The following is a 23,768-nucleotide window of genomic DNA, read 5'->3' as shown; positions in this document are numbered from 1 at the left end:
AAAAACTCTCTTTAATTTTCCGAACTAATTGCTTGCTTCCCTTGCGGTGAAGCCGCGTAATTCAAAAGTGCTTTTACTCCCGGTGAAGCGGGATTTTTGTAAGCATAAAACAGCGTCCGTTTATAGGGATAATTGGCACTATCCGGTAGCACCCCGTCAATCGCAATAGTACGCACGGTTTTCTGATTTGCCAGTTGTGCGTAAGTAGCATAGCCAATGCCATCATTACCCAACGCTCTTAACAGTGGCGTTGTCGCATCAGTGGATAAAGTAGTAAAGTTTGATGTCGTACCGAAATTAGCATTTTTTAACACCAATTCTTTAAAAACTTGATGAGTGCCGCTAATTTGCGGACGATTAATTACCCGTAAATTTTGTGACGCACCGCCAACTGCCGACCAATTGGTAATCGTACCTTTAAAAATGCCTTCCAGTTGTTGTGAAGTCAGTCCTCCTGTGAAAGAATTATTGATGCCAACAACCAAGGCAATAGCATCAGATGCGATCGCCACCGCTTGCAAACCTTGCGCCTGTTCTTGTGCAGTCAGCGGACGCGAAATCGCCGCCATATCTGCTTTGCCATCAAGCAAGTTTTGAATGCCGCGATCGGAACCATTGGCTTGGATGTTGACACTTGTGCCGCTAAATTGCCGTTCAAAAGCTTTTTTAAGATTTTGATTGATAGTTACCATACTGGTAGAACCATCAATATTAATTTTTGTACCAGCCGGAACTGAAATCGGCGGCGCGGCAATCTTTGGACTATTTACCACTGTCGGCGAAGGCTTTGTCGGCGCATTAGTTGTGAGGGAAGAATCAAGCTTTCCCAGCAGAAAAAACCAAATATAACCTCCCACCAGTAAAGCCAGCGTAACGAGAATATAGCGGATTGGCGACGGCTCTTTATTTTTGAGCATAAAATCATACTTTTTCAGGATTGACTTCCCTGAATTCCAGGTTAACCCTACTTACCATTTTCTCGCCAATTTCCGGCGCTTGCCAAGGTCTGCGCCAGAAATATGGGACTTCTGGGAGACTCAGCAGCCGATCGCACACCCCAACAAATCGCTTTCAGTTTCAGCTAGCTAACTCAACCCTATCTGTAGAAATAGCTCAACTGTACCTAAAGAAGGAAAATTGCAGCGATCTCCCTACAGAAAGATTAGCTGATTTTGAGTCGCTTGTTACATTTCAGGTGATGTAATAAGGATAAACACATGGAAAACATGGCAGACAAAGCTAAAGAAGCTCAAAATAACATTTCCCAAGGCATTCAAAACGTTAGCGACAAGGTTTCAGAAGCGGGTCAAACCGTTAAAGAAAAATTATCAGAGGACATCAAACACTCCGGAGACAAGGTTTCAGACGCGATCGAAACCGCTAAAAGTAAGTTGCCAAACGTTACTCCCACTCCTCCCGGATTCAAACCCCAATCTTCTGCACATGACCTGAAATCTCGTTTGGAATGGGGGGAACCTGCATTTACAATTTTGGATGTGCGCGATCGCGAAACTTTCAACGACGGTCATATCATGGGTGCGATGACAATGCCTATGGATGAATTGGTAGAACGCGCCACACCCTCCATTGACTTCAACCGCGATATCTACGTTTACGCCGACAGCGACGAACAAACCTCCCAAGCTGCTTCTCAACTTCGTTCCGCTGGCTTCCAAAAAGTTGCCGAACTCAAAGGCGGTTTGGCCGCATGGAAAGCAGTAGGTGGCCCCACCGAAGGTATTTCCGAATCGAGAACTCCTCCCGGTTCTGATGACTATAACGTAGTCGATCGCCTCAAAAATCATCAAGCCACCCAAAGCAAGTAGTGTACAAAGTTAAAGATCGTTAAAGATCCCCGACTTCTTCAAGAAGTCGGGGATCTCAGTTTTAACAACAAAGAAAATATCTAACAAAAGTCAAAAGTCAAAAGTGGCTCTCCCGTTTTTGCGGTGATAATAGAAACTTATCTAATCGTAGGGTGGGTTAGGCACGGGCGATAATTCAGCACTTTCAACGAATAATTTAGTTGCCGTGCCGTAACCCACCATCGCACTCAAATGTAACATAACAAACATTTTTCCCCATAAATCCACAAGAGCCCTATACTAAATCGGTGTTCTAACCCCTAATCCCTAACCCCTAACCCCTAACCCCTAACCCCTGTTATTTCTCATTTAAAGTTTCGATACCATCCCCATCCTGGGATATCCCGTAACTTTGCAACTCCTCGCAGCGTTCCAGATAGTACATCACCGCTTTATCTTGATGATTTTTCTGCAAAAGGTAATGGAAGATTTGACACGCTTCGGTATATTTTTGCTGATGATAAAGATAAACTCCCTCCTCAAACTTACTGCGAGTTTCCGTCTTTAGTTCGATCGAATGTTCCGGATCGGCATCGTAAACTTCAAACACCGCCACGGGAGCCTTTTTACCTTTAACCCTGACTCGACCGAGAAAGCGACAGTTATACTTTGTCGGTTCATCCAGGCGAGACAAAGTTTGCTCGCTAATCGCGATACCCGCACCATAAACCTTTGTTAAACCTTCCATACGAGAGGCAAGATTGACAGCATCGGAAATCACCGTACTTTCCATCCGCTGTTCCTCTCCAATCGTACCCAGCATTAAATTCCCCGTATGCAATCCCACACCGATCGCAATAGTTGGATAGCCACTCTTTTGGCGGTGAGAATTATAAATCGTTACCTGCCTTTGCATATTAATAGCCGCTTGCACAGCATCTTCAGCAGTTTCCGGAAAAAGCGCCATAATCGCATCGCCAATATATTTATCGATAAAACCATTATGATTGCGAATCACCGGCCCCACCCTTTTCAAGTAAGAGTTAATAAAATCAAAGTTTTCTTTAGGAGACATATTCTCCGACAAAGTTGTAAACGAACGGATATCGGAAAATAAAATCGTCATTTCTTTCTGCACTTGGTCGCCCAAATTTACATCTATAATGCTTTCCTTTTTCAAAAAGCGCAGAAACTCGTGCGGGACAAAGCGACCGTAGGCAATATTTACTTTCGCTAGTTGGATATGAATTTTGATTCGCGCCAGCAATTCATTTTTAGAAATCGGTTTGGTCAGATAATCATTCGCACCAGAACCAAAGCATTCCATCAGATCCGAAGCTTGTTCTTTAGCAGTCAAAAACACCACTGGCAGTTGATTGGGAGGATACTTCTCGCGAATTGCTTTGCATACCTCGTACCCGGTCATTTTCGGCATCATAACATCGAGCAATATCAAGTCTGGAAAAAACCCATTTTCAATTGCTGCCAAAGCTTCCAAACCATTAGAAGCTTGGACTAAATAATAGTTTTGCAGCGATAGATGGTTGACCAATACCTGAAGATTCACCGGTTCGTCATCCACAATCAGGATTTTGTAATCTCCGTTGTTTGGCGCTGATATTTCCGTACTGACGATCGCTTCATCAATAGTAACAGGAATTTCGGCTAGATTGACTGCTGGCAAAACAGATTCCGTTCTCTCCACTTGACTCTGAGATAACGGCAAGGTAAAGCTAAATTTTGAACCTTTGCCAACAACTGACTCAACTCGAATTTCGCTTCTATGTAACTGCACTAACTGTTTGGTAACTGCCAATCCCAAACCTGTACCTCCGTATTGCCTCGCCGTGGAACCATCTGCTTGTTCAAAAGATTCAAAAATGCGCTCTAATTTATCATCTTGGATACCAATACCAGGATCGGAAACAGCAATTTCTAAATGTTCGTTAACCACTGTTGCCGATACTTCTACCACACCAGTTTCGCTAAATTTTATCGCGTTGCCAACCAGGTTTTGCAAAATTTGTTGTACCCGATTTTCATCGGCGTCTACTGTCGGTACATCTGTCGGTATTTGGTTGACTAAACGCAAAGATTTTTTCCCGATCAGAGGTTCGGAAAGCGCTAAAACTACATCTGTAATCGCCCGCATATCGACAGGTTTAATTTGCAATATAATATTGTTGTATTTTAGTTTAGAAAAATCTAGGATATCGTTTACCAAGTTGGCAAGACGCTTGCCGCTATATACAATCATGGAAAGATTGTTTACTTGTCGCGATGTCAGTTTACCAGTCGCACCATCTATCATCGATTCCGCAATACCGATAATACCGTTGAGAGGGGTGCGAAGTTCGTGGGATGTGTTGGCTAAAAACTCATCTTTGAGTTTATCTATTCGCTGCAATGTTGCGTTATTAGTTTCCAATTCTTTGGCATAGTCTTGCAGGCGTTTTCCTGCTTCTATAAATCGACGTTCTAAAATAAAAGCGAGGAAAATAATAAAAATTACCATTCCCCATTGATAAATTGGTTGCTCTGCATAAATAATGCCCAATCCATTGAAGATATCGCGCAGGCAAGTCCCGCAAAAAATAGCGTATCCTGCTGTAAATACTCTAGCTTCAAAGTTACCTTTTAAAGCATTTATAAAGGCGCTGATAAATGTAATTGATATAGATATTATCATCAAAATAAATCCATTGTATATGGCAGAATTCCAAGCAATTGTCTGGCTTCCTGCTAAAAACAATGCTGCCATCGCATAAATTAGATGTATTTGCCACAAACGCCGAATGAAAAACTTGTATCCTGGCCCAAAAACTTGTTCGTAAAAAGCACATACAGCTACAGGTATTAAAAGCAAACTTCCGATGCTTAAGTATCGGTAATAAAAGTTTGACGAATTAAAGAAGAGCAGAAATATTTCATTGTTTAACGTTGTAAATATACCCAAAGACAAAGCTAGTATCCCAAAACAAAAGCCTGCTTGGATTTTCTTTCTTTTTAAAGCAGATAAAATTGGATATGAGCTGATAATTATAAAGAATAATCCTACCACAAAACTTGGAATATAAGTTTTAAATTTTTCTGTAAAAATATCTGCAATTGAACCTATTTCTATAATTTTTGGTTTGCCGATCGCAATTGAATTCCTCTCCCCAGCATAAAGCCTTACAAACAGAGTTTTGCCTTGGTAATCTGGCGCTATGGGAATAATCCACCATAATTTATCTTTAATTTGTTGAAGTTTACCTGATGAATCTATTTCCGCAAATTTAGCAATTAGTCGATCGTCTAGATAAAATTGAAAGCCATAAGGAATACCACTCAGATAAAGAGTGGGATATTCCCAGTTTCCTGAAGGTAATTTGACGCGCAACCACAGCAATTTTTCCCCTGTTGGCTTTGCTAGCTTTGCCGGAATTTTAAACGAATTCCACGCACTGTTTGAGGGTTTGTCATAAGTCCAAATCGGAACACCCGCATTATTAAAGGGAGAGTCACCCCATCGATATTGCCATCCTTGCGCGATTTCTACTGGCGGCGAGTCGGCGATAATCTGGTTTTGGGCGTAACTGGGTGCTGTGGTGAAAAACTGCCCCAATAAGACAGTCAGCAAAAACGCGCCTATACACAATAAAGTCCGGGCGCGGGGCAGATTGAATGCAAGCTTCATTATTTAAATATCCTGCAAAGCCAACTGAGTCAATCAACGTTATACGTTACTGGCGGCTTTAATGTCCATATTTGCGAATTTATGTATGTTTTTATACTAACTTTTGCGATCGCTCCTGCTGCGATCGCGCTCTCCCCTCACTCTCTAAGCATAAATACTTATAAATGTAAACAATTTATCAATAAAAGTTTGCAAATCGTAAAAGAAGTTGTTAAAGTGCAGTTAACGTGATAAAGAATTATAAACGCTATGAGCCGGTTGACAAATCCGATTCCCACGCCTGCATCTCTGAAGGCGCGATCGCTCGTTTATGACTTGAAAGCTAGGCTAGACTGGGGAGAGCCAGCACTGACAATAATCGACGTGCGCGATCGCAACCTCTTCAACATCAGCCATATCATGGGTGCAATCTCCTTACCCCTCAACGAATTAGTAGACCGCGCCCGCACCAGTCTCGAATTGACCCGCGACTTATACGTCTACGGCGAAATTGACGAAGAAACAGCCGAAGCAGCAGCCAAACTGCGTGCAGCTGGATATATAAACGTTTCCGAACTAAGAGGCGGTCTTGCAGCATGGAAAGCCGTAGGTTTTCCTGTAGAAGCAATTCCATATGCTGCAATTAACTAGCAGTCACCCGATTTTGGATGAGAGGATTTTAGATTAGCTCCGCCTTGAAACGGCGGAGCTTGAAATTCGTCAAAATTTTTTGATGATTCCCCTTGAAATGGGAGGCTTTACAGCCCTTTTTTCGGTCAGTTGTCATTGGTCAGGCGTCAATCTATTAACAACTGACAACTGACAACTGACAAAAATCAATGTTCAAAAACATCCTTGAACTGCAATAAATCCAGCGCCACCACTGTCGGTAAACACTCAAAACATTGCTGCGCGAGTTCCCAACGCTCCTCGCGTTTCAGCATCGCCATCAATTTCTCTCTGACGCTTAACAAATAACGCACATCGTTAGCAGCATAACGCAATTGTTTCTCAGATAAATTCGCCGCATTTCCCCAGTCAGAACTTTGGGCAGATTTATCCAATTCCACTTGCTCTAATTCTTGCACCACATCTTTCAGACCGTGCTTTTGCGTGTAAGTTCTGGCTAACTTGCTACCGATTTTCGTGCAGAATATCGGCGCAACATTGATGCCGAGATTCTGACGCAATTGGGCGACATCGAAGCGAGCGAAATGAAACACCTTGACAACGTTCGTTGCTGTCATTAATTGCTTTAAATTCGGCGCTTCAGTTTGCCCTTTTTCAATGCGAATTACAGTCAGTAAACCAGGACAAAAAAGCTGCACCAAACACAAGCGATCGCGCATCGGCAACAATCCCATCGTTTCCGTATCCACCGCCACAGCTTCTGCTTGCAGATACTTAGATAAAAGGGCATCGGAAATATCGCGATCGCACACCTGAAAATCTTCTTCAGAATAATCCATATCTCGCACTGCGGATAAAAATTTGTGTAAAATAGTACTCGTTTTCAGCGTTTTTTACAACACTCACACCAGTTAAATCGAAGTCACCGACAATATTTTTATAATGACCGGGACTCTTTAACCAACCTTGCACAGCTTGAGTCGCCGGGTCGTTAAAACCTTGATTGAATGCCACATTTTCAGCCGCGCTGCGATAATTAATCGATTTAGAAATAGCCTTAACTCGCCCTTCAAATCCGTCATGACTGAAAGGAACTTTACCGCTAGCCATTGCTTGGCTGTGCAGCTTGGCTTGTGCGCTAATGCGAGCATCCAAAGTCAAAGGCGGCAAATTACGCGATTTGCGATACTCGTTTATTTGTGCGTAAATTGATTGTTCCAAAGCACTTAAGGAACTAGATTGTGATGTTTTTGGCACAGGTTTTGGGTCAGAAGTTACAGCAGGTGCAGGCGTAGAACGCTGATTTTGACCGCCCACAATTCCGCCCACAATTTTGCGGATGTTAACGCCAGAATCGCAACCAACTACACCACTAGCAATAACAACTATTCCCAACACAATTACGGTAAATCGTTTTTGCATATTTTTCTAGGAAGTCAAAAGTCAAAAGTCAAAAGTCAAAAGAAAAAAAGCGCATCTGGTCAGAGGGACAGGGCAGAATTTATTTTTTTCGTTTTCGCTTTCCTTCTCCCTCTTCCCTCTCTCTTTTTCCATTTTCCGCTCTCCCTCTCCCTCTTCCTTTTGACTTTTGACTTTTGACTTTTGACTTTTGACTTTTCTAGCCTCCAATAAACTTAGCTACAGTCTGCACATCCTTATCGCCGCGTCCGGAACAGTTGATGACGATGCGGGGACTGCCAGTCAGCTGAGGACAGAGAGTTTCCAAGTAGGCTATAGCATGAGCTGTTTCCAACGCCGGAATAATTCCTTCCAGCTGCGATAAACGTTGAAACGCTGCCAAAGCTTCCTTATCCGTGACGCTGTAATACTCCCCGCGTCCGGCATCCTTGAGATAACTGTGTTCGGGGCCAACACCCGGATAATCCAACCCAGCACTGATCGAGTGCGGTTCGATCACCTGACCGTCATCATCTTGCAGCAAATAGCTCATCGCACCGTGCAATACACCAACCCGCCCTTTTGTCAAGGTGGCAGCGTGTTTTTCTGTATCGACGCCCTCACCGGCAGCTTCCACACCAATCATTCGTACAGAAGGCTCGTTGACAAATTCGTGGAACAGTCCCATCGCATTGGAACCGCCACCCACACAAGCCAAAACGATATCCGGCAAGCCGCCCCATTTTTCGATCGCTTGAGCGCGAGTTTCCTGACCGATAATTGCCTGAAAATCTCTTACCAACATCGGGTAGGGATGCGGCCCAGCCACCGAACCCAGGATGTAGTGGGTGCTTTCCACATTCGTCACCCAGTCGCGAATTGCTTCGGAAGTGGCATCCTTGAGCGTTCCCGTTCCCGCCGCCACAGGTCGCACCTGGGCTCCCATCAACCGCATCCGGAACACATTCAGGGCTTGTCGTTCCATATCGTGAACGCCCATATAGATAATGCAGCTCAGTCCAAAGCGGGCGCATACTGTTGCGGTTGCCACGCCATGTTGACCCGCACCTGTTTCGGCGATGATGCGTTGCTTGCCCATCCGTTTGGCCAACAATACCTGAGCCAAAGCGTTATTGATTTTATGAGCGCCTGTATGATTTAAATCTTCCCGTTTGAGATAAATTTGCGGCCCGTCGCCATCGGGTCGGGCATAGTGAGCGGTGAGGCGTTCGGCGAAATACAAGGGGCTGGGGCGTCCCACATAGTCCCGCAGCAGTTGCTGGAGTTGTTTTTGGAAGTCTGGGTCAGAGCGATATTGGAAAAATGCTGCTTCCAGTTCGCTCAAAGCAGGCATGAGCGTTTCGGGCACGTATTTGCCGCCAAAACGCCCAAATCTTCCCAAGGAGTCGGGTCGCTGTGCGAGATCGTCTGTTGCCGGTTGGGAAATATAAGAGTAAGAGATAGGTGTACTGGTCACGGGCAGGGCTAGAATACACGACAGACCTCCATTATAGGCTCAATGCTGTTGAACCTAGCGAAGACGGGAGTTTCGGGTTATGGTGGAAAATGTTTGTATATGTTACAGATGTATGAGATGGTGGGTTACGGCACGCTCAGTAAGGGAGAGGGAGAGGAAGGAATTTTGACTTTTGACTTTTGACTTTTGACTTTTAGATCGCCCGTGTCTAACCCACCCTACACGTCGATAAGTTTTTACGATCAACTATTCCCTCCTCCCTTTTGACTTTTGACTTTTGACTTTTGACTTTTCTATGTCTTCTTCCAAACGTAAATCTTCCGAGCCCAAAGATCGCAATGAAAATCGCGTTGTCTACTCGGAATTTGGCAACAACAACAACAACAACGCCGCTGCCTTTGAACGACCCGTGCAAGAACTGCCGATCGATCGCCAAGATTTGCGCGTCCAGGCATCCCGCAAAGGTCGCAAGGGCAAAACCGTGACGGTAATTACCGGTTTTCAGAGTAAGCCGGAAACTCTCAACGCTTTGCTCAAACAGTTGAAAACCCAATGCGGTGCTGGTGGCACTGTCAAGGAAAATACGATCGAAATTCAGGGCGATCGCGCTCAACAAATCGTACAAATTCTCATGCAATTGGGTTACAAAGCCAAAGTCAGCGGCGGGTAATAGAAATTTTGGATTTTAGATTGGCTCTCCCGTTTTTATGGTGATAATAAAAACTTATTTAAGTGTAGGGTGGGTTAGGCACGGGCGATAATTTCAGGTTTTCAACCAATAATTAAATTTCCGTGCCGTAACCCACCATCACCTTATCTGTCACAAAAATCAACTTTTTCACCATAAACCCAAAAGAGTAGATTTTTTTCTATCTGATATTTTGTCGGGTATTATGGTTACTTTGGCTCTTTCGGATTTATGGGGAAAAAAGTTCCTCATCTTACAGTTGAGTGAGATGGTGGGTTACGGCACGGAAACTAAATTATCGAGCGAAAGTGTTGAAATTATCGCCCGTGCCTAACCCACCCTACGTTTAGATAACTAACCCACCCTACGGTTAGAGAAGTTTCTATTATCAGCACAAAAACGGGAAAGCGATGCATCGCACACAATATTACCTGGTGACTTTTAACTTTTGACTTTTAACTTTTGACTTTTGACTTTTGGCTCTCCCACTTTTTCAAATCCATACCTCACTGACTGGAAATCTGCTGTAAGTTTAAGATTTTAAATTGAACCTAGATTTCTTCAATTTGAAATCTGCCATCTGAAATCTGCAATTCCAATGATGCGGCGTTTATTCGTGCCGCTCATCCATCAGAAGAATGATACCTTGGGGTTGATTCGAGACAGTCAGCGACGTGCAAATAACCCGACAGCGAATATTTTTGCCTCTGCGGTTAATGGCATCTAAAATAATTTCCTGTTCGTCGCGATTGGCAAGTTGGGCGGCGCGAATCGTTCCCCGGAGTTGTTCCACCGGCAAACCGATATCGAGATCGAAAAAGAAACGTCCGAGCGCTTCTTCCGTTCGCAAACCCCACAAATCCTCAACTCGATCGTTCCAAAGTTGGATGCTGAGGCGGTTATCCAAAACCACCATCCCAATCCGCAGGCTGGTGAGGACGGAATCTAAAAAAATATTAACGCGGTTGAGTTCTTCAGTACGCAGGCGCAGTTCTTCGTTGGTGGTGTGCAATTCTTCGTTGGAAGATTGCAGTTCTTCGTTCATTGTCTCCAGTTCTTCGTTGGTACTCTGGAGTTCTTCGTTAGTGGTTTCTAATTCTTCGTTGGTACTTTGCAGTTCTTCGTTAGTGGTTTCTAATTCCTCGTTGGAAGATTGCAGTTCTTCGTAAGCAGTTTCCAATTCTTGAGTGGAACGTTGCAATTCACGTTCTAATTGGTTGTAGCGAGTTATATCGTTAAAGACGATCGACACACCCAGTATATCGGCGTTGGTATCCAAAAGAGGAATCACCTGTATTTCCAAAAAGATGATATTATCTTCTCCCCGGATTAGTTCCACGTTGGGAATTACCACCGGACGACGTTCGACGTAAGCTTGATCTATACGCGATCGCAATTCGGCGGGACGATAAGAAAGTTCCAAATCCTGCAAAGGACGCCCCAAATCGTGGGAAGTCAGACCGAATAAAATCCTAGCCGATCGATTTGCGAGTACTAAGTTACCTTGAATATCGACTACTATCTGCGCCACAGGTGTGTTTTCTATGGCTTCGTCTCGCAAACGCATATTTGCAACAATTTGGTTGCTTGCTTCCGTATTACCAGAGTCTGCCATTACCAGTAAACGATCGCGCATACTGATTCTAGCTACTTTGGAAAAAATGCGATACTTTAGGTTAGCTGGCATAAACAGATTAGCGTGAGTTAGCAGCATCTCCGCCTTGCCAACAAACAAAAAACCTGTGTCAATTAAACCGAAGTGAAAGCGAGCGAGAATCCGAGCCTGAGTATCTGCCGTAAAATACATCAAAGTATTGCGGCAGATCAGTAAGTCAAGGCGGGGAATGGGCGCGTGTTGCACCAAATCGTGACGACCGAAAATTACACAGCGCCGAAAGTCGTTGCGGAAAGTGTATGTATCTCTGCCCGACACATCAAAGTATTTGCGCCGCAGCTCTTCGGGAAGCTCTTGCACAGACTTGCTCGAATAGGTAGCTTGACGACCGCAATTGAGAGCTTCTTCGTCTAAATCCGTTGCATAAATTTTGACTCGCGATCGAAACCCTTCTGCCCCTAGAATTTCCGCCAGTACGATCGCAATTGTATAAGCTTCTTCGCCGGTCGCGCAGCCAGCGCTCCACACCCGAATAGGCTCTCTGTCTGGCTTGGCAGCCATAATGCGAGGAATAATCTCATTAGCTAGAGCTTGCCAAGCGGAGGTATCGCGAAAAAAGCCTGTCACATTAATTAGGAGTGAATCGAAAAGATGATTTACTTCAGCCGGATGTACTTGCAAATAATCCAGGTAATCGCCATAGCCTTCGATCTCCACCCGCTGCATACGTTTTTTTGTCAAGCGCATTAAGCTGGGGCGTTTGTAACCTGTGAAATCAAAACCGCGACTTTGCTTGAGGTACTGTAGCAAGGTTTCAAATTCTTCGTCTTTGGGGGCAATGCTCATCGTTAGATCTGCCCTCCCATTACTAAATTTTTGATGGCATCTGCGATTTTGTCTAAGGGCAGAATCCAATCAACACAGCCAGTCTGGATCGCCGCAGCAGGCATACCGAAAACTTCTGATGTACTTTCGTCCTGTGCAATTACCTTGCCACCCATTTTTTTAATTGCTTCTACTCCTTTTGAGCCATCCATATTTGCTCCCGTCAAGACTACGGCGATCGCTCTTTTATGATATTTTTTTGCTACCGACTTAAATAATATCTCCGCAGAGGGACGCACAGAATGCACTTTTTCGGTTTGAGTCAGAGAAAGAGTGCCATCCAGGTTAACCAGTAAGTGGCGATCGGGTGCGGCAAGGTAAACTGTACCTGGAATCAGTTGTTCTCCTTCTTCAGCCTGCTTTACTGGCAAGGGCGTGCGACGGTTAAGGATTTCTGCTAAAAAGCTGCGATGCTGGCGAGACATATGCTGCACCACTACAATCCCCGCTGGAAAATCAGTCGGTAGGCAAGACAGGATGCAACTTAAAGCGTTCAGTCCCCCAGCCGAAGCTGCCAGAGCCACAATGTCAAAAGCTGGACTGATGCTGCATTCGGTTGCCATAATGTCTTCCGGTTTTGCAGGTAACCACCTTGACTTTAGTTCCGTTTTCACCATTTTTCCCCAGCAAGCAACCAAACTTTACCCTGGGCTGAGTTGAGCTCGCGCACAATCTCATTCTGATTGAGCTATTTATTTTAGAATATTTACTTATTTTGCGCTTGCAGATTTGTTTTTTTTGATAAAAACATTTTTATTTCTTTTCCCTTGGGCTCCCGAACCGCTCTGCCATAGCAGAGTACCCTAAAATTATAAGGAGAATCATTAAACCACAGTCAAGAATCCTTCCATTCCAGCCCATCAGCCGCTCGATCGAAGCGAAAAAATATGCCCACACGCGACATTATCGTTATCGGAGCCTCAGCGGGGGGAGTGGAAGCACTGATAAATCTAGCAGCCGATCTGCCTTTGGATATATCGGCGGCTATCTTTGTGGTTGTTCACTTTCCCTCCTACAGCAAAAGCGTTCTGCCCCAAATCCTCAACCGCGCAGGCCCTTTGAAAGCGGAACACGCTAAAGATGGGCAAGCGATCGAACGCGGCCATATCTATGTGGCACCTCCGGATTGGCACTTAATTGTCAAACGAGAACATATTCACCTGTCTCGCGGCCCCAGAGAAAACAACCACCGACCTGCGATCGATACCCTGTTTCGATCGGCAGCAATAGCATACGGGCGTCGGGTCATAGGTGTGGTGCTAACGGGCACTTTAGACGATGGTACTGCGGGTTTGTTAGCCGTGAAGCAGCGAGGTGGACTGGCGATTGTGCAAGACCCGAACCACGCCCTTTTCGGGGAAATGCCGCGCAGTGCGATCGAAAACGTAGAGATTGACTGCATATTACCACTGTCGGAGATTGCAGGCGTGTTAGTAAAGTTAGCCCGTGAGTTAGTGGTAGAAGAAGCCGATCGGGTTTCCAATAGTATGGAAGTAGAATCTGCTTTGGCTCAGATGGATATGAAGACTCTGCAAAGCGATGGTAGACCGGGAACACCTTCGGCTTTTGCGTGTCCGGAGTGCGGCGGTGTTTTGTGGGAATTGAAGGATGGAAAGTATGTTCGCTTTCGGTGTCGCACCGGTCACGCCTTTTCGCCGAAAAGTTTGTTAGCCAGTCAGTCTGAAGCTTTGGAAGAAGCGCTTTGGAGTGCCCTCCGCGCCCTGGAGGAAAAGTCCGCTCTGATCCGCAGGATGGCAGAGCGAGCGAAAGAAAGAAACCAAAAGCTGTCAGCGCAGCGTTTTGAAGCTCAAGCAAAGGATGCAGACCAAAGCATTGCACTCATCCGAGAAGCTCTGATCAGGAATGATAGCAACAACAATGGTGAGGAAGAGACGAAGGCAAGTGAGATCGATCGGCTATTAGACGATCCTAAAGAGGAGCTGGAAAGCGATCGACACAACTAAACTTAGCAATGCACAGGACAAGTGGGATTGTCGATTTTTTTGATTATTATATAGTTGGAAGATTGTGCGATCGCTTTTTCCAGTCAAGGCAATACGAGCGCTTGTTTGGATAATAAACTGCTGCGGTCTATTCTGACAAATTTGCTTTCCTATGCTCTCGATTATTCTCCTAAAGGCCGCCCCATTAAATTTGATTTAATTTGTGAAAATAGCGAAGCAATTTTCCGCGTCAAATATGAAGATAGTGGCGTGACGAAACAAGAGCGAAAGCAACTATTTGATTTGTTCTACATAGGTAGTAATGTCGGCAATATGGATGGCATGGGACTGGAGCTATCTATTGTCCAACAGTGTGTAGACTTGCACGGCGGTAAAATTACCTTATCAAGCGAAGAGGGCGCACAGACTGTGGTGACTGTAACGCTGCCGTTGCGACAGCTGCGATCCCCCGACGAACAAAAGCCCAGTCATTAAAATATTTGCGATCGTAGCAAAAAACCTCAACCACATCCTGCCTACGCAGGATTTTTTTTTGTATGTTTAACTACAATTAAGTATATACCTATAGAAAGACTTGTAAATAATTTATAAAAGATCTTTAGATAGAGCTTTTAAATAACAATTTATTGATTAAATAAGATTAGTATCTATGACAACACCGGGGTGCAAGGCTGATTGTCGATAACCTATCCACGCCTGAACCGTTAAGCATAGAGGGCTGTAACGATGATTAATCTGACACCAATTACTACGTACCATACCATCCCGATTTATCTGAAAACTCTAAAAAAAGAGAAAGAGGTTTGGCTTCAATGGGTATATGAAGGCATTCAATACGGCGTTCGCGTTACTACGCTACGCGATTCTATGTACAAGGCGCAGCAGATGATCGATGCCATATTGGAATTGGAAGCAATGGCACAAATTGCTTGAACGATCGGGCGCTAGGGGAAAAGGAGGAGTCAAAAGTCACTCAGTCAAAAGTCAAAATTCCTCCCTTTACCTTTTCCCTTTACCTTTTCCCCTAACCGCTAGCCCCTCTCTAGGAGTGATATCCGGAAAAAGAAGATCGGATTTTATATCAAATATAAACGAGTAAGTAAACCGGGATTTCACTTAAATTGAAGAAAGAAGAATCGATGGAGAACTGAAAGTGGGTAGTCATACCTACTTTCAGGAAGTTCCAGTTGAGGACAGAAGTCCTTAATATAAATGTTTCTACTCTGAGTAACGGCAAGGATTTATGAGTACGGTTCTGCTGGTAGAGGACAGTGCCACCCAACGCGAAATGATCTCAGACTTTCTCAAACAGAAAGGACTGAAGGTAACAGTCGCAAGTGATGGTGTAGAGGCGCTGGAAAAAGTTGAGGTTAACCGTCCGGATCTAGTGCTTCTGGACATCGTGATGCCTCGGATGAACGGCTACGAATGTTGTCGTCGCCTCAAATCTAATCCCAAAACGAATAAAATACCTGTAGTGATGTGTTCGTCCAAAAGCGAACAACTCGATCGCTACTGGGGTTTAAAACAAGGCGCGGATGCTTACCTTGCCAAACCCTTTCATCCAGGCGAACTATTGAGAACTCTCAAGCAATTCTTAAAAAGATGAGATTTAGAGGCAATCGGCTCAAAAATGCTGCTTCTAGTGCAGCGCGGCAAAAATAATCCAGCACTTGAAAAAAGGACAAAAGCTGACTGTATAAGCTTTCTTCCCTTCTGCCTCCTGCCTTCTGCCTTCTTGCACTAGCTGTCTATCTTTGCACCGCGAACGTCAATAGAGAGCGATCGCACCTGGGATTTAATTCCCTCCTGCTGCCAAGCCGCCGCCATTGCTACCGCCACATCAGGTGCATCGACAAAATTTGCCAAAGCCAATAAAGTCGGCCCCGCACCGCTAATCACCATCCCGTAGGCTTTCTTAGCCAAAGCAGCTTCCCGCACAGCATCGTATCCTGGAATCAGCGCTTGCCGATAAGGTTGGTGAATGCGGTCTTGCAAAGCAACGCGCAACCAATCTCCCCGACCGGATTCTAACGCCCGTACTAGCAAACCGCAGTGTGCGGTATTGAAAATCGCATCAGCGCGACTGTACTCAGTTGGCAGAACTCGCCTCGCCTCTGCCGTCGAGAGTTCAAAGTCGGGAATAGCGACGAGCGGCACAATGTCGCTGTGCCAGGGAACATCGCAAATTTGCCAATCAATCTTGTTTTCCGTTTCTGCGGTAGCCGCCAGACGACAACCTCCCAAAAATGCCGGTACTACGTTATCTGGGTGTCCTTCCAATCCGATCGCTAATTCCATCACTTCTGTCTGACTCAAAGGTGCGCCAGCTAACTGATTAGCACCAATCAACCCACCCACAATAGCCGTTGCCGAACTACCCAAACCTCTTGCCAGAGGAACATCCAAGTTTATTTGTATTTCTACTGCTGGTGGGGTGCGATCGATATGTCGGTACAACTTTAAGAATGATTGGTAAGCGAGATTGCTTTCATCAGTTTTAACGCGATCGGCCTCAACACCTGTAACGGTTATTTTAACTTGCCCTGTTTCCCCCCCCAAGAGCGGCGCGGATGAAAGGGAGGGTTCCAGCCGAGAGAACTTAAATTCATTGTACAGCGTTAAAGCTGCGCCGATACAATCGAAACCCGGCCCCAGATTAGCAGTAGTGGCCGGAACAGTAACGCTGACCGTAGAAGCATCAACCATTTTGATATTTATCTCGATTTATCTCGATTTACAGGAGGTTTTCTATTTATAGCCTGCTCTGTCATATTTATGGGGATAATAAAATTTATTTAACTCTAGGGTATCTCACGCATCAAAACAAATGGAGTATTGCACCCAGTAATTAAATTGCTGTGACTAACGCACCATCCCCAAAATTGATAACACAATTGCACATTTTATCCCAAATCCGGGTTGATTACCCCCTTTATCGCGATCGGCTGTAGAAACCTTTTATGAAACCTCTCTACAATAGACCTCTCCTCCAAAAGAATCTCAAAGGGCAGGCAGGATGCCTACCCCACAAGAATTTTTGGATATGTCTAATGAAATGGCCAAAAATTAAAGGGGGTAGTTAATTCGGATTTAGTATTACCCCATCAACCCGAAAAAATCATTTTAACTTGTGCAACTGCTTGCCAAGCTATTAATAATTCATCGGATCTGTAACTTTACGAATTTGTTCGGCAGGTTTATATACCGTTGTCACAACTTGAGGACACCGCCGACAAGCCGCTCTACCTTCTTGTTTCCACCATCGACAATTCGATCGAATTTGACACCTGGGTAATCTCTCTACTACTTCTGATAAGATTTTGACTGTTTTACTCACTAATCGACACTTTGAACCCAAATATCACGCTGTTCTTACCTCTCGGTCTAGGCAGTAAGTTTTACTTAAGTAAGTGCGATTCGGTTATAGCCCTCTGGGTTTGCCGGGATTACCTTCAGGCCCTGGTGGGCCATTGCCTGAATTACCGGGATTTGATGGCGGGCCATTACCGGGATTACCTTCAGGCCCTGGTGGGCCATTGCCTGAATTACCGGGATTCGATGGTGGGCCATTACCGGGATTACCTTCAGGCCCTGGTGGGCCATTGCCTGAATTACCGGGATTTGATGGCGGGCCATTATCTCCCCCATTACCGGGATTACCGGAATTGTCTGGATTATTAGGATTACCGGGATTACCGGAATTGTCTGGATTACCGGGATTACCGGAATTGTCTGGATTACCGGGATTACCGGAATTGTCTGGATTATTGGGATTACCGGAATTGTCTGGATTACCGGGATTACCGGAATTATCTGGATTACCGGGATTACCGGGATTACTGGGATTGCCGGAATTGTCTGGATTACCGGGATTACTGGGATTAGCGGAATTGTCTGGATTACCGGAATTGCTGGGATTAGCGGGCGTATTCGGTAGGCCATCGTCAGTCGGCGGCTGCGATCGATCGGGAGGATTTTCCCGATCGATCAGAATCCGTCCTCCTTCTAGAGGAGGATTTTCTAACCCGGCGTTGCCACTAAATGGATTGGGGCCGATCGACTGTCCCAAATTGCGATCGGGCCGGCCTGTATCTGAGGGGTTATCATTGCCAGCATCAACACTGGGTAAGTTTGATAAAGTGGCACCTAGTGGTATAAAATTTGGGTTTTCAATCACACCTTGCCCAACAATGGGAGTCTGTTGTGTGACAGCAGTAGAAGTTTCAGATTGAACCTCGGCCATTGCCGAATCTGGATTAGCTTTATCACCTGGCTGAGTTAAGTTTAGCCCCCTTACCAAGTCGCTAGTTTCATAAAAAGTTCTGATATCAAAATCGTATATCCGCTCAATTCTATCTTTGACGATCACTGCTAGCTGACCTGCTCGCAGCACTTCTCCTTGAGAAGCATCTTGATTGAATACCTCGATATTACTATTTGTCAGAGCCCCGACAATTGTGGTGTCTGTTTTGCGGTTATAGCGCACAAATAAAGCTGAGCCCCGAATTCCTGTCCTCGCGTTGGGTGTTTGCAGCTGAGTTGTACCGCGTCCGGGTGCAATCAGCAGCAGCGCCGTACCGTCAGACAATTTAAAAGTGCGTGTATTTGGTAGAAACTGAAATAGTGCTTGTTCGCCAACTCGTGCCAAAGAACCATCGTTGAAGCGCAACTCAGCCAAAGACTCTCGACCTGTGGCTAAGGAATCTCCAGGATTCATAGGCTCGGATACACGCGCCGGACGCCCTGTTTGATTTTGCGGGATGAGGCGCACGAGATTGCGTATGCTTTGTATAACGGCTTTAGACAGTGGCATTTCCGCGCTGACCTCTTTGGCTGGAGGTAGCGTCATAATGCTCCACAAAACGAGACTCAGGAGCAGAACTAACTTACGAGACATGGGTTTTTCCCAACGCTAGAAAATTTAACCCGTACCAAAGTCGATCGAGATCCGTTACTTCCATCGTACAGAATCGCCTCCGAATCGCCTTAGCTATAAATAAGTGTAAGCTGAAGTAAGGCGATTTTAAATAGAGCTTTAGTTAAATGAAAACCCAAAAATAGGCTATTTTGCCAAGTTTTTGCTTATTTATTTACTTACTATTTCGACCGGACGAATTATACCAAATCAGCCTCGATTACCCCGTTATTCTGGGAGAGAGCAGGGGAGCAGGGGAGCGGGGGAGCGGAAGAATTAATATTTTCCCTTTTGCCTCTCCCTCTTCTCTCTCCCTCTTCTCTTTCCCTCTTCCCTAACCCCTAACCCCTAACCCCTAACCTCTAGAAGTTGCTGTAGTTAGCGATCGCCTGCTTCAACCTTTCTACCACTTCCGGCACCGGAATTGCTCCCAATTCTCCAGAAGCGCGAGTGCGAATATTCAAACTATTAGATTCAACCTCCTTCGCTCCCACCACTGCCATCACGGGGATTTTGTCTTTTTCTGCATTGCGAATTTGTTTGGCCAGCCGCTCGTTGCTGCTGTCTGCTTCGGCGCGAATACCAAGCGATTTCATATCTTTTGCCACTTGTTGAGCAAACGGCAGAAACTCATCGCTCACAGGCAACAATCGCGCTTGTATTGGTGCTAACCACAGCGGAAAATCACCTGCATACTCTTCAATTAATATGCCAATTAGCCTTTCCAACGAGCCAAAAGGAGCGCGGTGAATCATCACCGGACGTTTGCGATTTCCATCTTCCGCAACATACTCAAGCTCGAATCGTTCTGGCAAATTGTAATCTACCTGAACAGTACCCAATTGCCATTCTCTTTCTAAGGCATCTTGGAAAATAAAATCCAGTTTCGGGCCGTAAAATGCGGCTTCGCCAATGCCTTCAAAATAATTCATTCCCAGTTTTTCGACAGCGCGGCGAATGGCATTTTGCGATTTTTCCCAAACTTCATCTGAACCGATGTATTTATCAGAAGCTGGATCGCGGAAACTCAGTCTGGCTTTGAAGTTTTTCAGTTGCAAGCTCTTGAACACGGATAGAATTAAATCCACCACATTCAAAAATTCGTCATCCAATTGTTCTGGCGTTACGAATAAGTGAGAATCATCAACAGTGAATCCTCGTACCCGCGTTAAGCCACCCAGTTCCCCGGATTGTTCGTAACGGTAAACCGTGCCAAATTCAGCTAACCGCATCGGCAATTCCCGATAGGAACGCAACTCGCTCTTATATATCTGAATATGAAAAGGACAGTTCATCGGCTTGAGGACAAAGCCTTGTTCTGCTGCTGCGGCTTCTTCGTCTTCTGCCATGAGGGGAAACATATCCTCTTTATATTTTTGCCAGTGTCCGGAGGTTTGGAATAAATCCACTCTGGCGATGTGCGGGGTTACAACTGGCAAATAACCGCGTTTGAGCTGTTCCTGCTTCAAGAAATCTTCTAAAATGCTTCGCAATACCGTACCTTTGGGAGTCCACAAAGGCAATCCCGGCCCTACTAAATCTGCAAAGATAAATAGTCCCAGTTCTTTACCCAACTTGCGATGATCTCGACGCAGTGCTTCTTCCTTGCGGCGCTGATATTCGTCCAACTGTTCCGGCGTTTCCCATGCAGTACCGTAAATTCGCTGCAACTGCGCCTTGGTGGAGTCCCCGCGCCAGTACGCACCGGCTAAGCTTTCCAGTTCAATTGCTTTGGGGTTCAAATCACTGGTATTTTCAACGTGGGGGCCAGCACAAAGATCCCACCATTGGTCTCCCAGATGGTAAATGGTAATTGGTTCTTGTAAGCCTTCCAGAATTTCCAGTTTGTAAGGTTCGTTAATTTGTTTGATTCGACGTTCTGCTTCTTCGCGGCTGACTTCTTCCCGAATTACGGGTAGTTTGCGATTGATGATTTTGATCATCTCTTTTTTAATCGCCTTTAAATCTTTTTCCGTAAAAGGCTCTGGATGGTCAAAATCGTAGTAAAATCCATTTTCAATCCAAGGGCCGATCGTAACTTGAGCCTTGGGAAACAGCTTCTGCACCGCCATCGCCATGACATGGGAAGTCGTATGACGAATCTTTTTTAAGGATTCCGATTCACTGGTGCGAGGGAGATGAATTTTAGCTGGTTGTTGTGAGGAATCGGCAGATTCCGATCTGACTGACGGCGACTTTACCATGTGACGATTATGTTTGACGGGCAACTGATTAGGTTGAGGCTGTATAAATGCCCCATAGCTTCTATCTTATCGAGCCGAGCGAGTGGGGAAGTCAAAAGTCACTCATTCAAAAGTCAAAACGAAGAGGGACAGGGAAAAGGGAGAGGGAAAATATTAATTCTTCCGCCCCCCGCCCCCCCGCTCCCCCACTCCCCCACTCCCCCACTCCCCCACTCCCCTGCCCCTAGCCTTGATTAAAGCATTGTAAACAATTGTAAATTGCATTAAGGTTAATATTTAGATAGGTTAGTAATCTGTAAATAATTCATGCTTAACTCCAACCTGCCTGAGCCTGAATTGCTCAAAACCCTTCTGCAACCTTTGTTAGAAGACTTTCAATATTGGTTTGGGCGATCGCGCGAGCTGCTGGAAACAGAAGAAATTACTTTCTTAAGTCGAAAGCAGCAATCTGAGCTATTGGAACGGGTGAAACACGCTCAAAGTGAGGTAAGTACAGTCCATCTGCTTTACGAAGCAACCGGCTGTCAAGCAGGCGTCGAAACGGCAACGCTAATGCCCTGGCACCGCTTGCTTATGGAATGTTGGCAGGTTGGGATGCGTTTTCGGATGGAGCAGTCTGCCAAACAAAAACAAGACGAGTAGACGCAAAATAAAAATAGCTCCGATTCTGCACTTGCAGAAGCCTTGTAAATATATCATAAAACGCGCTTGTTTCCCTAAAAATTTTTGACCGTGCCTCAAAAACTTTCCAGCCCATGTTTTCAAAAGTGGAAAAAGAAAAAATTATGTCTCGTTAAATCCGCTCATTTAAGCCCCAGCCCCTAGTGCCAAGTTCCTATTGCCTTTTTGACTTTTGATTTTTGACTTTTTTATAGACTGTTTGACTTGGAGGAAAATGTGATGTTGCACCTGCTTTACATTTTGGCTTTTACTATTCTTGCCTTTTTAGCTGTAGGCAATCTGATCCGCAGTTTGATGAGTATAAGTGCGGATTACAATTACAGCAATTGGTCTGCAAGCGATCGATCGACTTCCCGCCCCTATTCTCGCCGAGTTAAGCAGGTGCCGCATCCAGAATTTTTGGATGAAGCTGGCAACGTCATTGACGAACCGCTTTTGGTAATGCGATCGATCGGCGTAGAAGATGCTCGTCAAAAATTAGAATCGCTTTACGAAAATCCTCCCGAAGCGAATGGCTAACTGCCTGTAGGAACACATCTGGCGCTGGTTTGTGATTGACATACTCCCATCGTCAAAGCTTCGCTGTGACGGGGGCGGGTTTGGCAGATAATTTATGGTTTCCAGAGCAGAATAATGGCCAAACCCGCCCCTACTTTTAACCCATAATTGAGTTGCCCTGCCTTAACCCAGCATCAGCTTCGTTGCCTTAACTCTTAAAGAAGGCACCAACAGCCGCTCGCCGCCTCTTCATTTCGTTCAAATGGCAGAGAACTTGACCGTTAAAATGCCAGTATTATCGCCATAATTGGGTGTAAAATCATTGACCAAGAAAGTCAAAGTTTCATTTGCTTTGAGAACAATAGTCGTTTCTTGACCCACTTCAGTTACAGCACCAGTTGTTTTGTTCACTGCCAGCAGTGCAAATGTCGTGTTTTTGGGATATTTGAGGTACTGCTCAAATGCTTTCAAGCCCTCATTCAGAGGTGTCTGAATTTCCGGTGGGAAACCCTTCAATCCAGCGGCGGTACAATCTGGAATATCGGCTTTTGGTTTCCAAGTACCGGATGGTGTGAATTTATACGAGATATCTTTCGTTTGGCTGTTAGTAAATTCAACGCCTGCGTCGGAGTTGGTTGGCACTTCAAACTCTCCAGTCGTCGGGTCAAATACTGCAAACAACCCGCCGGAGGTATGACTGACCAGAATTTGATTGTCTTTTGAATTAGTAGCGCTATTGATAATTGATTGCCCATTATTGTGATAGAGAGATTTAACTCCGGCAAAAATTGGATGGGCGTTATTAATTGCCTGATTGCCACTGACACCATTGTATTGTGCAGCCAATTCAAAACCAAAAGCATTCAGAAAAGCCTTCCAAGTATTGCTTTCAGCTTGAGCGCTACCCACGACTCCCGTACCACCCATGAGGTAAACGTTACCTCCGGCTTTGACATAATCGGTCAACACTTTGTTATCCTTGGCCTCCCCACCGACAAATACGCCATCAAAGGTTAACAAAGTCCCCAAATCGAATTTATTGTTAACATCCACAGTCCAGGTATGACCTGCTTTAGTTATTGCCTCTTTCAATTTAGTTTGGCTCACACCAAAGTTACTTGAGTAGGCGTGGAACTTGCCGGGACGACCGCCACTAAACCAATTAGCAACATTTTTTACAAAAATCTCCGCATCAGGAGAATTTTGAAATCCGGTGTCAGATAAAGTCCATTCGTCATGGTTGATTACAATCTTGCCTGGTTTTATTTTTGCTGCTGGCATTACATTCACCTTTTATGAAGTATTTATTTTTACACTTCGGTCAATTATATGAGCCAAAAATTTGGA

24 protein-coding genes are annotated in these 23,768 nt (G+C 45.1%); 12 read left to right on the top strand and 12 right to left on the bottom strand.

Translation table 11 applies throughout. The features are described 5' to 3' along the window. Positions 1–11: 11 nt before the first annotated feature. Complete coding sequence (locus tag ACE1CD_RS27605) at positions 12–917, bottom strand: phosphate ABC transporter substrate-binding protein (RefSeq protein ID WP_374796173.1); 906 nt, start codon at positions 915–917, stop codon at positions 12–14. A 20-nt stretch (positions 918–937) separates the two neighbouring features. Between ACE1CD_RS27605 and ACE1CD_RS27600 the strand changes: the two genes are divergently transcribed. Then, the gene (locus tag ACE1CD_RS27600) at positions 938–1,204 is read left to right on the top strand and encodes a hypothetical protein (RefSeq protein ID WP_374796174.1); all 267 of its coding nucleotides are present in this window, start codon (positions 938–940) and stop codon (positions 1,202–1,204) included. A gap of 13 nt (positions 1,205–1,217) precedes the next feature. Beyond that, positions 1,218–1,826, top strand: coding sequence for a rhodanese-like domain-containing protein (locus tag ACE1CD_RS27595; protein WP_374826886.1), 609 nt, complete (start codon positions 1,218–1,220; stop codon positions 1,824–1,826). A 337-nt stretch (positions 1,827–2,163) separates the two neighbouring features. Here the strand turns inward: ACE1CD_RS27595 and ACE1CD_RS27590 are convergent, their stop codons facing one another. Further along, complete coding sequence (locus ACE1CD_RS27590; RefSeq protein WP_374826885.1) at positions 2,164–5,484, bottom strand: ATP-binding protein; 3,321 nt, start codon at positions 5,482–5,484, stop codon at positions 2,164–2,166. Positions 5,485–5,733: 249 nt separating this feature from the next. Between ACE1CD_RS27590 and ACE1CD_RS27585 the strand changes: the two genes are divergently transcribed. Next, on the top strand, positions 5,734–6,114 hold the full coding sequence (locus ACE1CD_RS27585; protein ID WP_374796177.1) for a rhodanese-like domain-containing protein: 381 nt from the start codon (positions 5,734–5,736) through the stop codon (positions 6,112–6,114). Positions 6,115–6,299: 185 nt separating this feature from the next. Here the strand turns inward: ACE1CD_RS27585 and ACE1CD_RS27580 are convergent, their stop codons facing one another. The 3 genes from ACE1CD_RS27580 to trpB all read right to left on the bottom strand — a co-directional run bounded on the left by ACE1CD_RS27580 (position 6,300) and on the right by trpB (position 8,938). Then, complete coding sequence (locus ACE1CD_RS27580) at positions 6,300–6,932, bottom strand: ribonuclease D (protein WP_374796178.1); 633 nt, start codon at positions 6,930–6,932, stop codon at positions 6,300–6,302. Continuing rightward, positions 6,919–7,515 carry a CAP domain-containing protein gene (locus ACE1CD_RS27575; RefSeq protein ID WP_374796179.1) on the bottom strand — a complete coding sequence of 199 codons (597 nt, stop codon included), beginning with the start codon at positions 7,513–7,515 and terminating at the stop codon, positions 6,919–6,921. Before ACE1CD_RS27575 ends, ACE1CD_RS27580 begins: the two co-directional genes overlap by 14 nt. A gap of 196 nt (positions 7,516–7,711) precedes the next feature. Continuing rightward, positions 7,712–8,938 carry a tryptophan synthase subunit beta gene (gene trpB, locus ACE1CD_RS27570; protein WP_374796191.1) on the bottom strand — a complete coding sequence of 409 codons (1,227 nt, stop codon included), beginning with the start codon at positions 8,936–8,938 and terminating at the stop codon, positions 7,712–7,714. 72 nt (positions 8,939–9,010) lie between these two features. Between trpB and ACE1CD_RS27565 the strand changes: the two genes are divergently transcribed. The 3 genes from ACE1CD_RS27565 (at position 9,011) to ACE1CD_RS27555 (ending at position 9,990) form a co-directional block, all read left to right on the top strand. After that, a complete protein-coding gene (locus ACE1CD_RS27565; protein WP_374796180.1) occupies positions 9,011–9,151 on the top strand; it encodes a hypothetical protein in 141 nt (46 codons plus the stop codon). A gap of 112 nt (positions 9,152–9,263) precedes the next feature. Continuing rightward, entirely contained in the window at positions 9,264–9,638 is a 375-nt protein-coding gene (locus ACE1CD_RS27560) for a translation initiation factor (RefSeq protein WP_374796181.1), read from the top strand. Between the two features lie 223 nt (positions 9,639–9,861). Further along, complete coding sequence (locus ACE1CD_RS27555; protein WP_374796182.1) at positions 9,862–9,990, top strand: hypothetical protein; 129 nt, start codon at positions 9,862–9,864, stop codon at positions 9,988–9,990. Positions 9,991–10,266: 276 nt separating this feature from the next. Here the strand turns inward: ACE1CD_RS27555 and ACE1CD_RS27550 are convergent, their stop codons facing one another. Further along, positions 10,267–12,117: a CheR family methyltransferase gene (locus ACE1CD_RS27550; RefSeq protein WP_374826884.1), complete on the bottom strand. Its 1,851-nt coding sequence runs from the start codon at positions 12,115–12,117 to the stop codon at positions 10,267–10,269. Between the two features lie 2 nt (positions 12,118–12,119). Beyond that, positions 12,120–12,773, bottom strand: a complete 654-nt coding sequence (locus tag ACE1CD_RS27545) for a chemotaxis protein CheB (protein ID WP_374796184.1) — start codon at positions 12,771–12,773, stop codon at positions 12,120–12,122. A gap of 270 nt (positions 12,774–13,043) precedes the next feature. Between ACE1CD_RS27545 and ACE1CD_RS27540 the strand changes: the two genes are divergently transcribed. From ACE1CD_RS27540 to ACE1CD_RS27525, 4 genes are all read left to right on the top strand, one after another. Further along, positions 13,044–14,120 carry a chemotaxis protein CheB gene (locus ACE1CD_RS27540; protein WP_374796185.1) on the top strand — a complete coding sequence of 359 codons (1,077 nt, stop codon included), beginning with the start codon at positions 13,044–13,046 and terminating at the stop codon, positions 14,118–14,120. 54 nt (positions 14,121–14,174) lie between these two features. Then, positions 14,175–14,594 (top strand): sensor histidine kinase, encoded by a 420-nt coding sequence (locus ACE1CD_RS27535; protein WP_374826883.1) that lies wholly within the window; start codon positions 14,175–14,177, stop codon positions 14,592–14,594. Between the two features lie 252 nt (positions 14,595–14,846). Then, positions 14,847–15,053, top strand: coding sequence for a hypothetical protein (locus ACE1CD_RS27530; protein ID WP_374796187.1), 207 nt, complete (start codon positions 14,847–14,849; stop codon positions 15,051–15,053). 310 nt (positions 15,054–15,363) lie between these two features. Then, a complete protein-coding gene (locus ACE1CD_RS27525; protein ID WP_374796188.1) occupies positions 15,364–15,729 on the top strand; it encodes a PleD family two-component system response regulator in 366 nt (121 codons plus the stop codon). Between the two features lie 134 nt (positions 15,730–15,863). On the opposite strand, the gene thrB is transcribed toward ACE1CD_RS27525, so the two are convergent. The 4 genes from thrB to thrS form a co-directional block, all read right to left on the bottom strand. Beyond that, a complete protein-coding gene (gene thrB, locus ACE1CD_RS27520; RefSeq protein ID WP_374796189.1) occupies positions 15,864–16,829 on the bottom strand; it encodes a homoserine kinase in 966 nt (321 codons plus the stop codon). Between the two features lie 445 nt (positions 16,830–17,274). After that, positions 17,275–17,460 (bottom strand): hypothetical protein, encoded by a 186-nt coding sequence (locus ACE1CD_RS27515; RefSeq protein ID WP_374826882.1) that lies wholly within the window; start codon positions 17,458–17,460, stop codon positions 17,275–17,277. An 84-nt stretch (positions 17,461–17,544) separates the two neighbouring features. After that, a complete protein-coding gene (locus ACE1CD_RS27510) occupies positions 17,545–19,020 on the bottom strand; it encodes a FecR domain-containing protein (RefSeq protein ID WP_374826881.1) in 1,476 nt (491 codons plus the stop codon). A gap of 380 nt (positions 19,021–19,400) precedes the next feature. Then, positions 19,401–21,242 (bottom strand): threonine--tRNA ligase, encoded by a 1,842-nt coding sequence (gene thrS / locus ACE1CD_RS27505; RefSeq protein WP_374826880.1) that lies wholly within the window; start codon positions 21,240–21,242, stop codon positions 19,401–19,403. 306 nt (positions 21,243–21,548) lie between these two features. Between thrS and ACE1CD_RS27500 the strand changes: the two genes are divergently transcribed. Both ACE1CD_RS27500 and ACE1CD_RS27495 read left to right on the top strand, forming a co-directional pair. Then, positions 21,549–21,884 carry a DUF2605 domain-containing protein gene (locus ACE1CD_RS27500; protein ID WP_374794058.1) on the top strand — a complete coding sequence of 112 codons (336 nt, stop codon included), beginning with the start codon at positions 21,549–21,551 and terminating at the stop codon, positions 21,882–21,884. Between the two features lie 258 nt (positions 21,885–22,142). Further along, entirely contained in the window at positions 22,143–22,442 is a 300-nt protein-coding gene (locus ACE1CD_RS27495) for a DUF2973 domain-containing protein (protein ID WP_374794057.1), read from the top strand. Positions 22,443–22,679: 237 nt separating this feature from the next. Here ACE1CD_RS27495 and ACE1CD_RS27490 read toward each other — a convergent pair whose 3' ends face one another. Beyond that, positions 22,680–23,702 carry a hypothetical protein gene (locus tag ACE1CD_RS27490; RefSeq protein WP_374826879.1) on the bottom strand — a complete coding sequence of 341 codons (1,023 nt, stop codon included), beginning with the start codon at positions 23,700–23,702 and terminating at the stop codon, positions 22,680–22,682. Between the last annotated feature and the right edge of the window lie 66 nt (positions 23,703–23,768).

It is taken from the genome of Aerosakkonema sp. BLCC-F183 (assembly GCF_041929145.1).
Taxonomy (GTDB): Bacteria; Cyanobacteriota; Cyanobacteriia; order Cyanobacteriales; family Aerosakkonemataceae; genus Aerosakkonema.
Note: the sequence above shows the minus strand (reverse complement) of the source record. Positions and strands in the feature narration are given on the sequence as shown.

Bases quoted from the DNA above. Each gene is read 5' to 3' on its own strand.
- ACE1CD_RS27605 (WP_374796173.1), bottom strand. From the start codon at position 917: ATGCTCAAAAATAAAGAGCCGTCGCCAATCCGCTATATTCTCGTTACG.
- ACE1CD_RS27595 (WP_374826886.1), top strand. From the start codon at position 1,218: ATGGAAAACATGGCAGACAAAGCTAAAGAAGCTCAAAATAACATTTCC.
- ACE1CD_RS27590 (WP_374826885.1), bottom strand. From the start codon at position 5,484: ATGAAGCTTGCATTCAATCTGCCCCGCGCCCGGACTTTATTGTGTATA.
- ACE1CD_RS27585 (WP_374796177.1), top strand. From the start codon at position 5,734: ATGAGCCGGTTGACAAATCCGATTCCCACGCCTGCATCTCTGAAGGCG.
- ACE1CD_RS27580 (WP_374796178.1), bottom strand. From the start codon at position 6,932: ATGGATTATTCTGAAGAAGATTTTCAGGTGTGCGATCGCGATATTTCC.
- ACE1CD_RS27575 (WP_374796179.1), bottom strand. From the start codon at position 7,515: ATGCAAAAACGATTTACCGTAATTGTGTTGGGAATAGTTGTTATTGCT.
- ACE1CD_RS27565 (WP_374796180.1), top strand. From the start codon at position 9,011: ATGCTGTTGAACCTAGCGAAGACGGGAGTTTCGGGTTATGGTGGAAAA.
- ACE1CD_RS27560 (WP_374796181.1), top strand. From the start codon at position 9,264: ATGTCTTCTTCCAAACGTAAATCTTCCGAGCCCAAAGATCGCAATGAA.
- ACE1CD_RS27555 (WP_374796182.1), top strand. From the start codon at position 9,862: ATGGTTACTTTGGCTCTTTCGGATTTATGGGGAAAAAAGTTCCTCATC.
- ACE1CD_RS27550 (WP_374826884.1), bottom strand. From the start codon at position 12,117: ATGAGCATTGCCCCCAAAGACGAAGAATTTGAAACCTTGCTACAGTAC.
- ACE1CD_RS27545 (WP_374796184.1), bottom strand. From the start codon at position 12,773: ATGGTGAAAACGGAACTAAAGTCAAGGTGGTTACCTGCAAAACCGGAA.
- ACE1CD_RS27540 (WP_374796185.1), top strand. From the start codon at position 13,044: ATGCCCACACGCGACATTATCGTTATCGGAGCCTCAGCGGGGGGAGTG.
- ACE1CD_RS27530 (WP_374796187.1), top strand. From the start codon at position 14,847: ATGATTAATCTGACACCAATTACTACGTACCATACCATCCCGATTTAT.
- ACE1CD_RS27525 (WP_374796188.1), top strand. From the start codon at position 15,364: ATGAGTACGGTTCTGCTGGTAGAGGACAGTGCCACCCAACGCGAAATG.
- thrB (WP_374796189.1), bottom strand. From the start codon at position 16,829: ATGGTTGATGCTTCTACGGTCAGCGTTACTGTTCCGGCCACTACTGCT.
- ACE1CD_RS27510 (WP_374826881.1), bottom strand. From the start codon at position 19,020: ATGTCTCGTAAGTTAGTTCTGCTCCTGAGTCTCGTTTTGTGGAGCATT.
- thrS (WP_374826880.1), bottom strand. From the start codon at position 21,242: ATGGTAAAGTCGCCGTCAGTCAGATCGGAATCTGCCGATTCCTCACAA.
- ACE1CD_RS27500 (WP_374794058.1), top strand. From the start codon at position 21,549: ATGCTTAACTCCAACCTGCCTGAGCCTGAATTGCTCAAAACCCTTCTG.
- ACE1CD_RS27495 (WP_374794057.1), top strand. From the start codon at position 22,143: ATGTTGCACCTGCTTTACATTTTGGCTTTTACTATTCTTGCCTTTTTA.
- ACE1CD_RS27490 (WP_374826879.1), bottom strand. From the start codon at position 23,702: ATGCCAGCAGCAAAAATAAAACCAGGCAAGATTGTAATCAACCATGAC.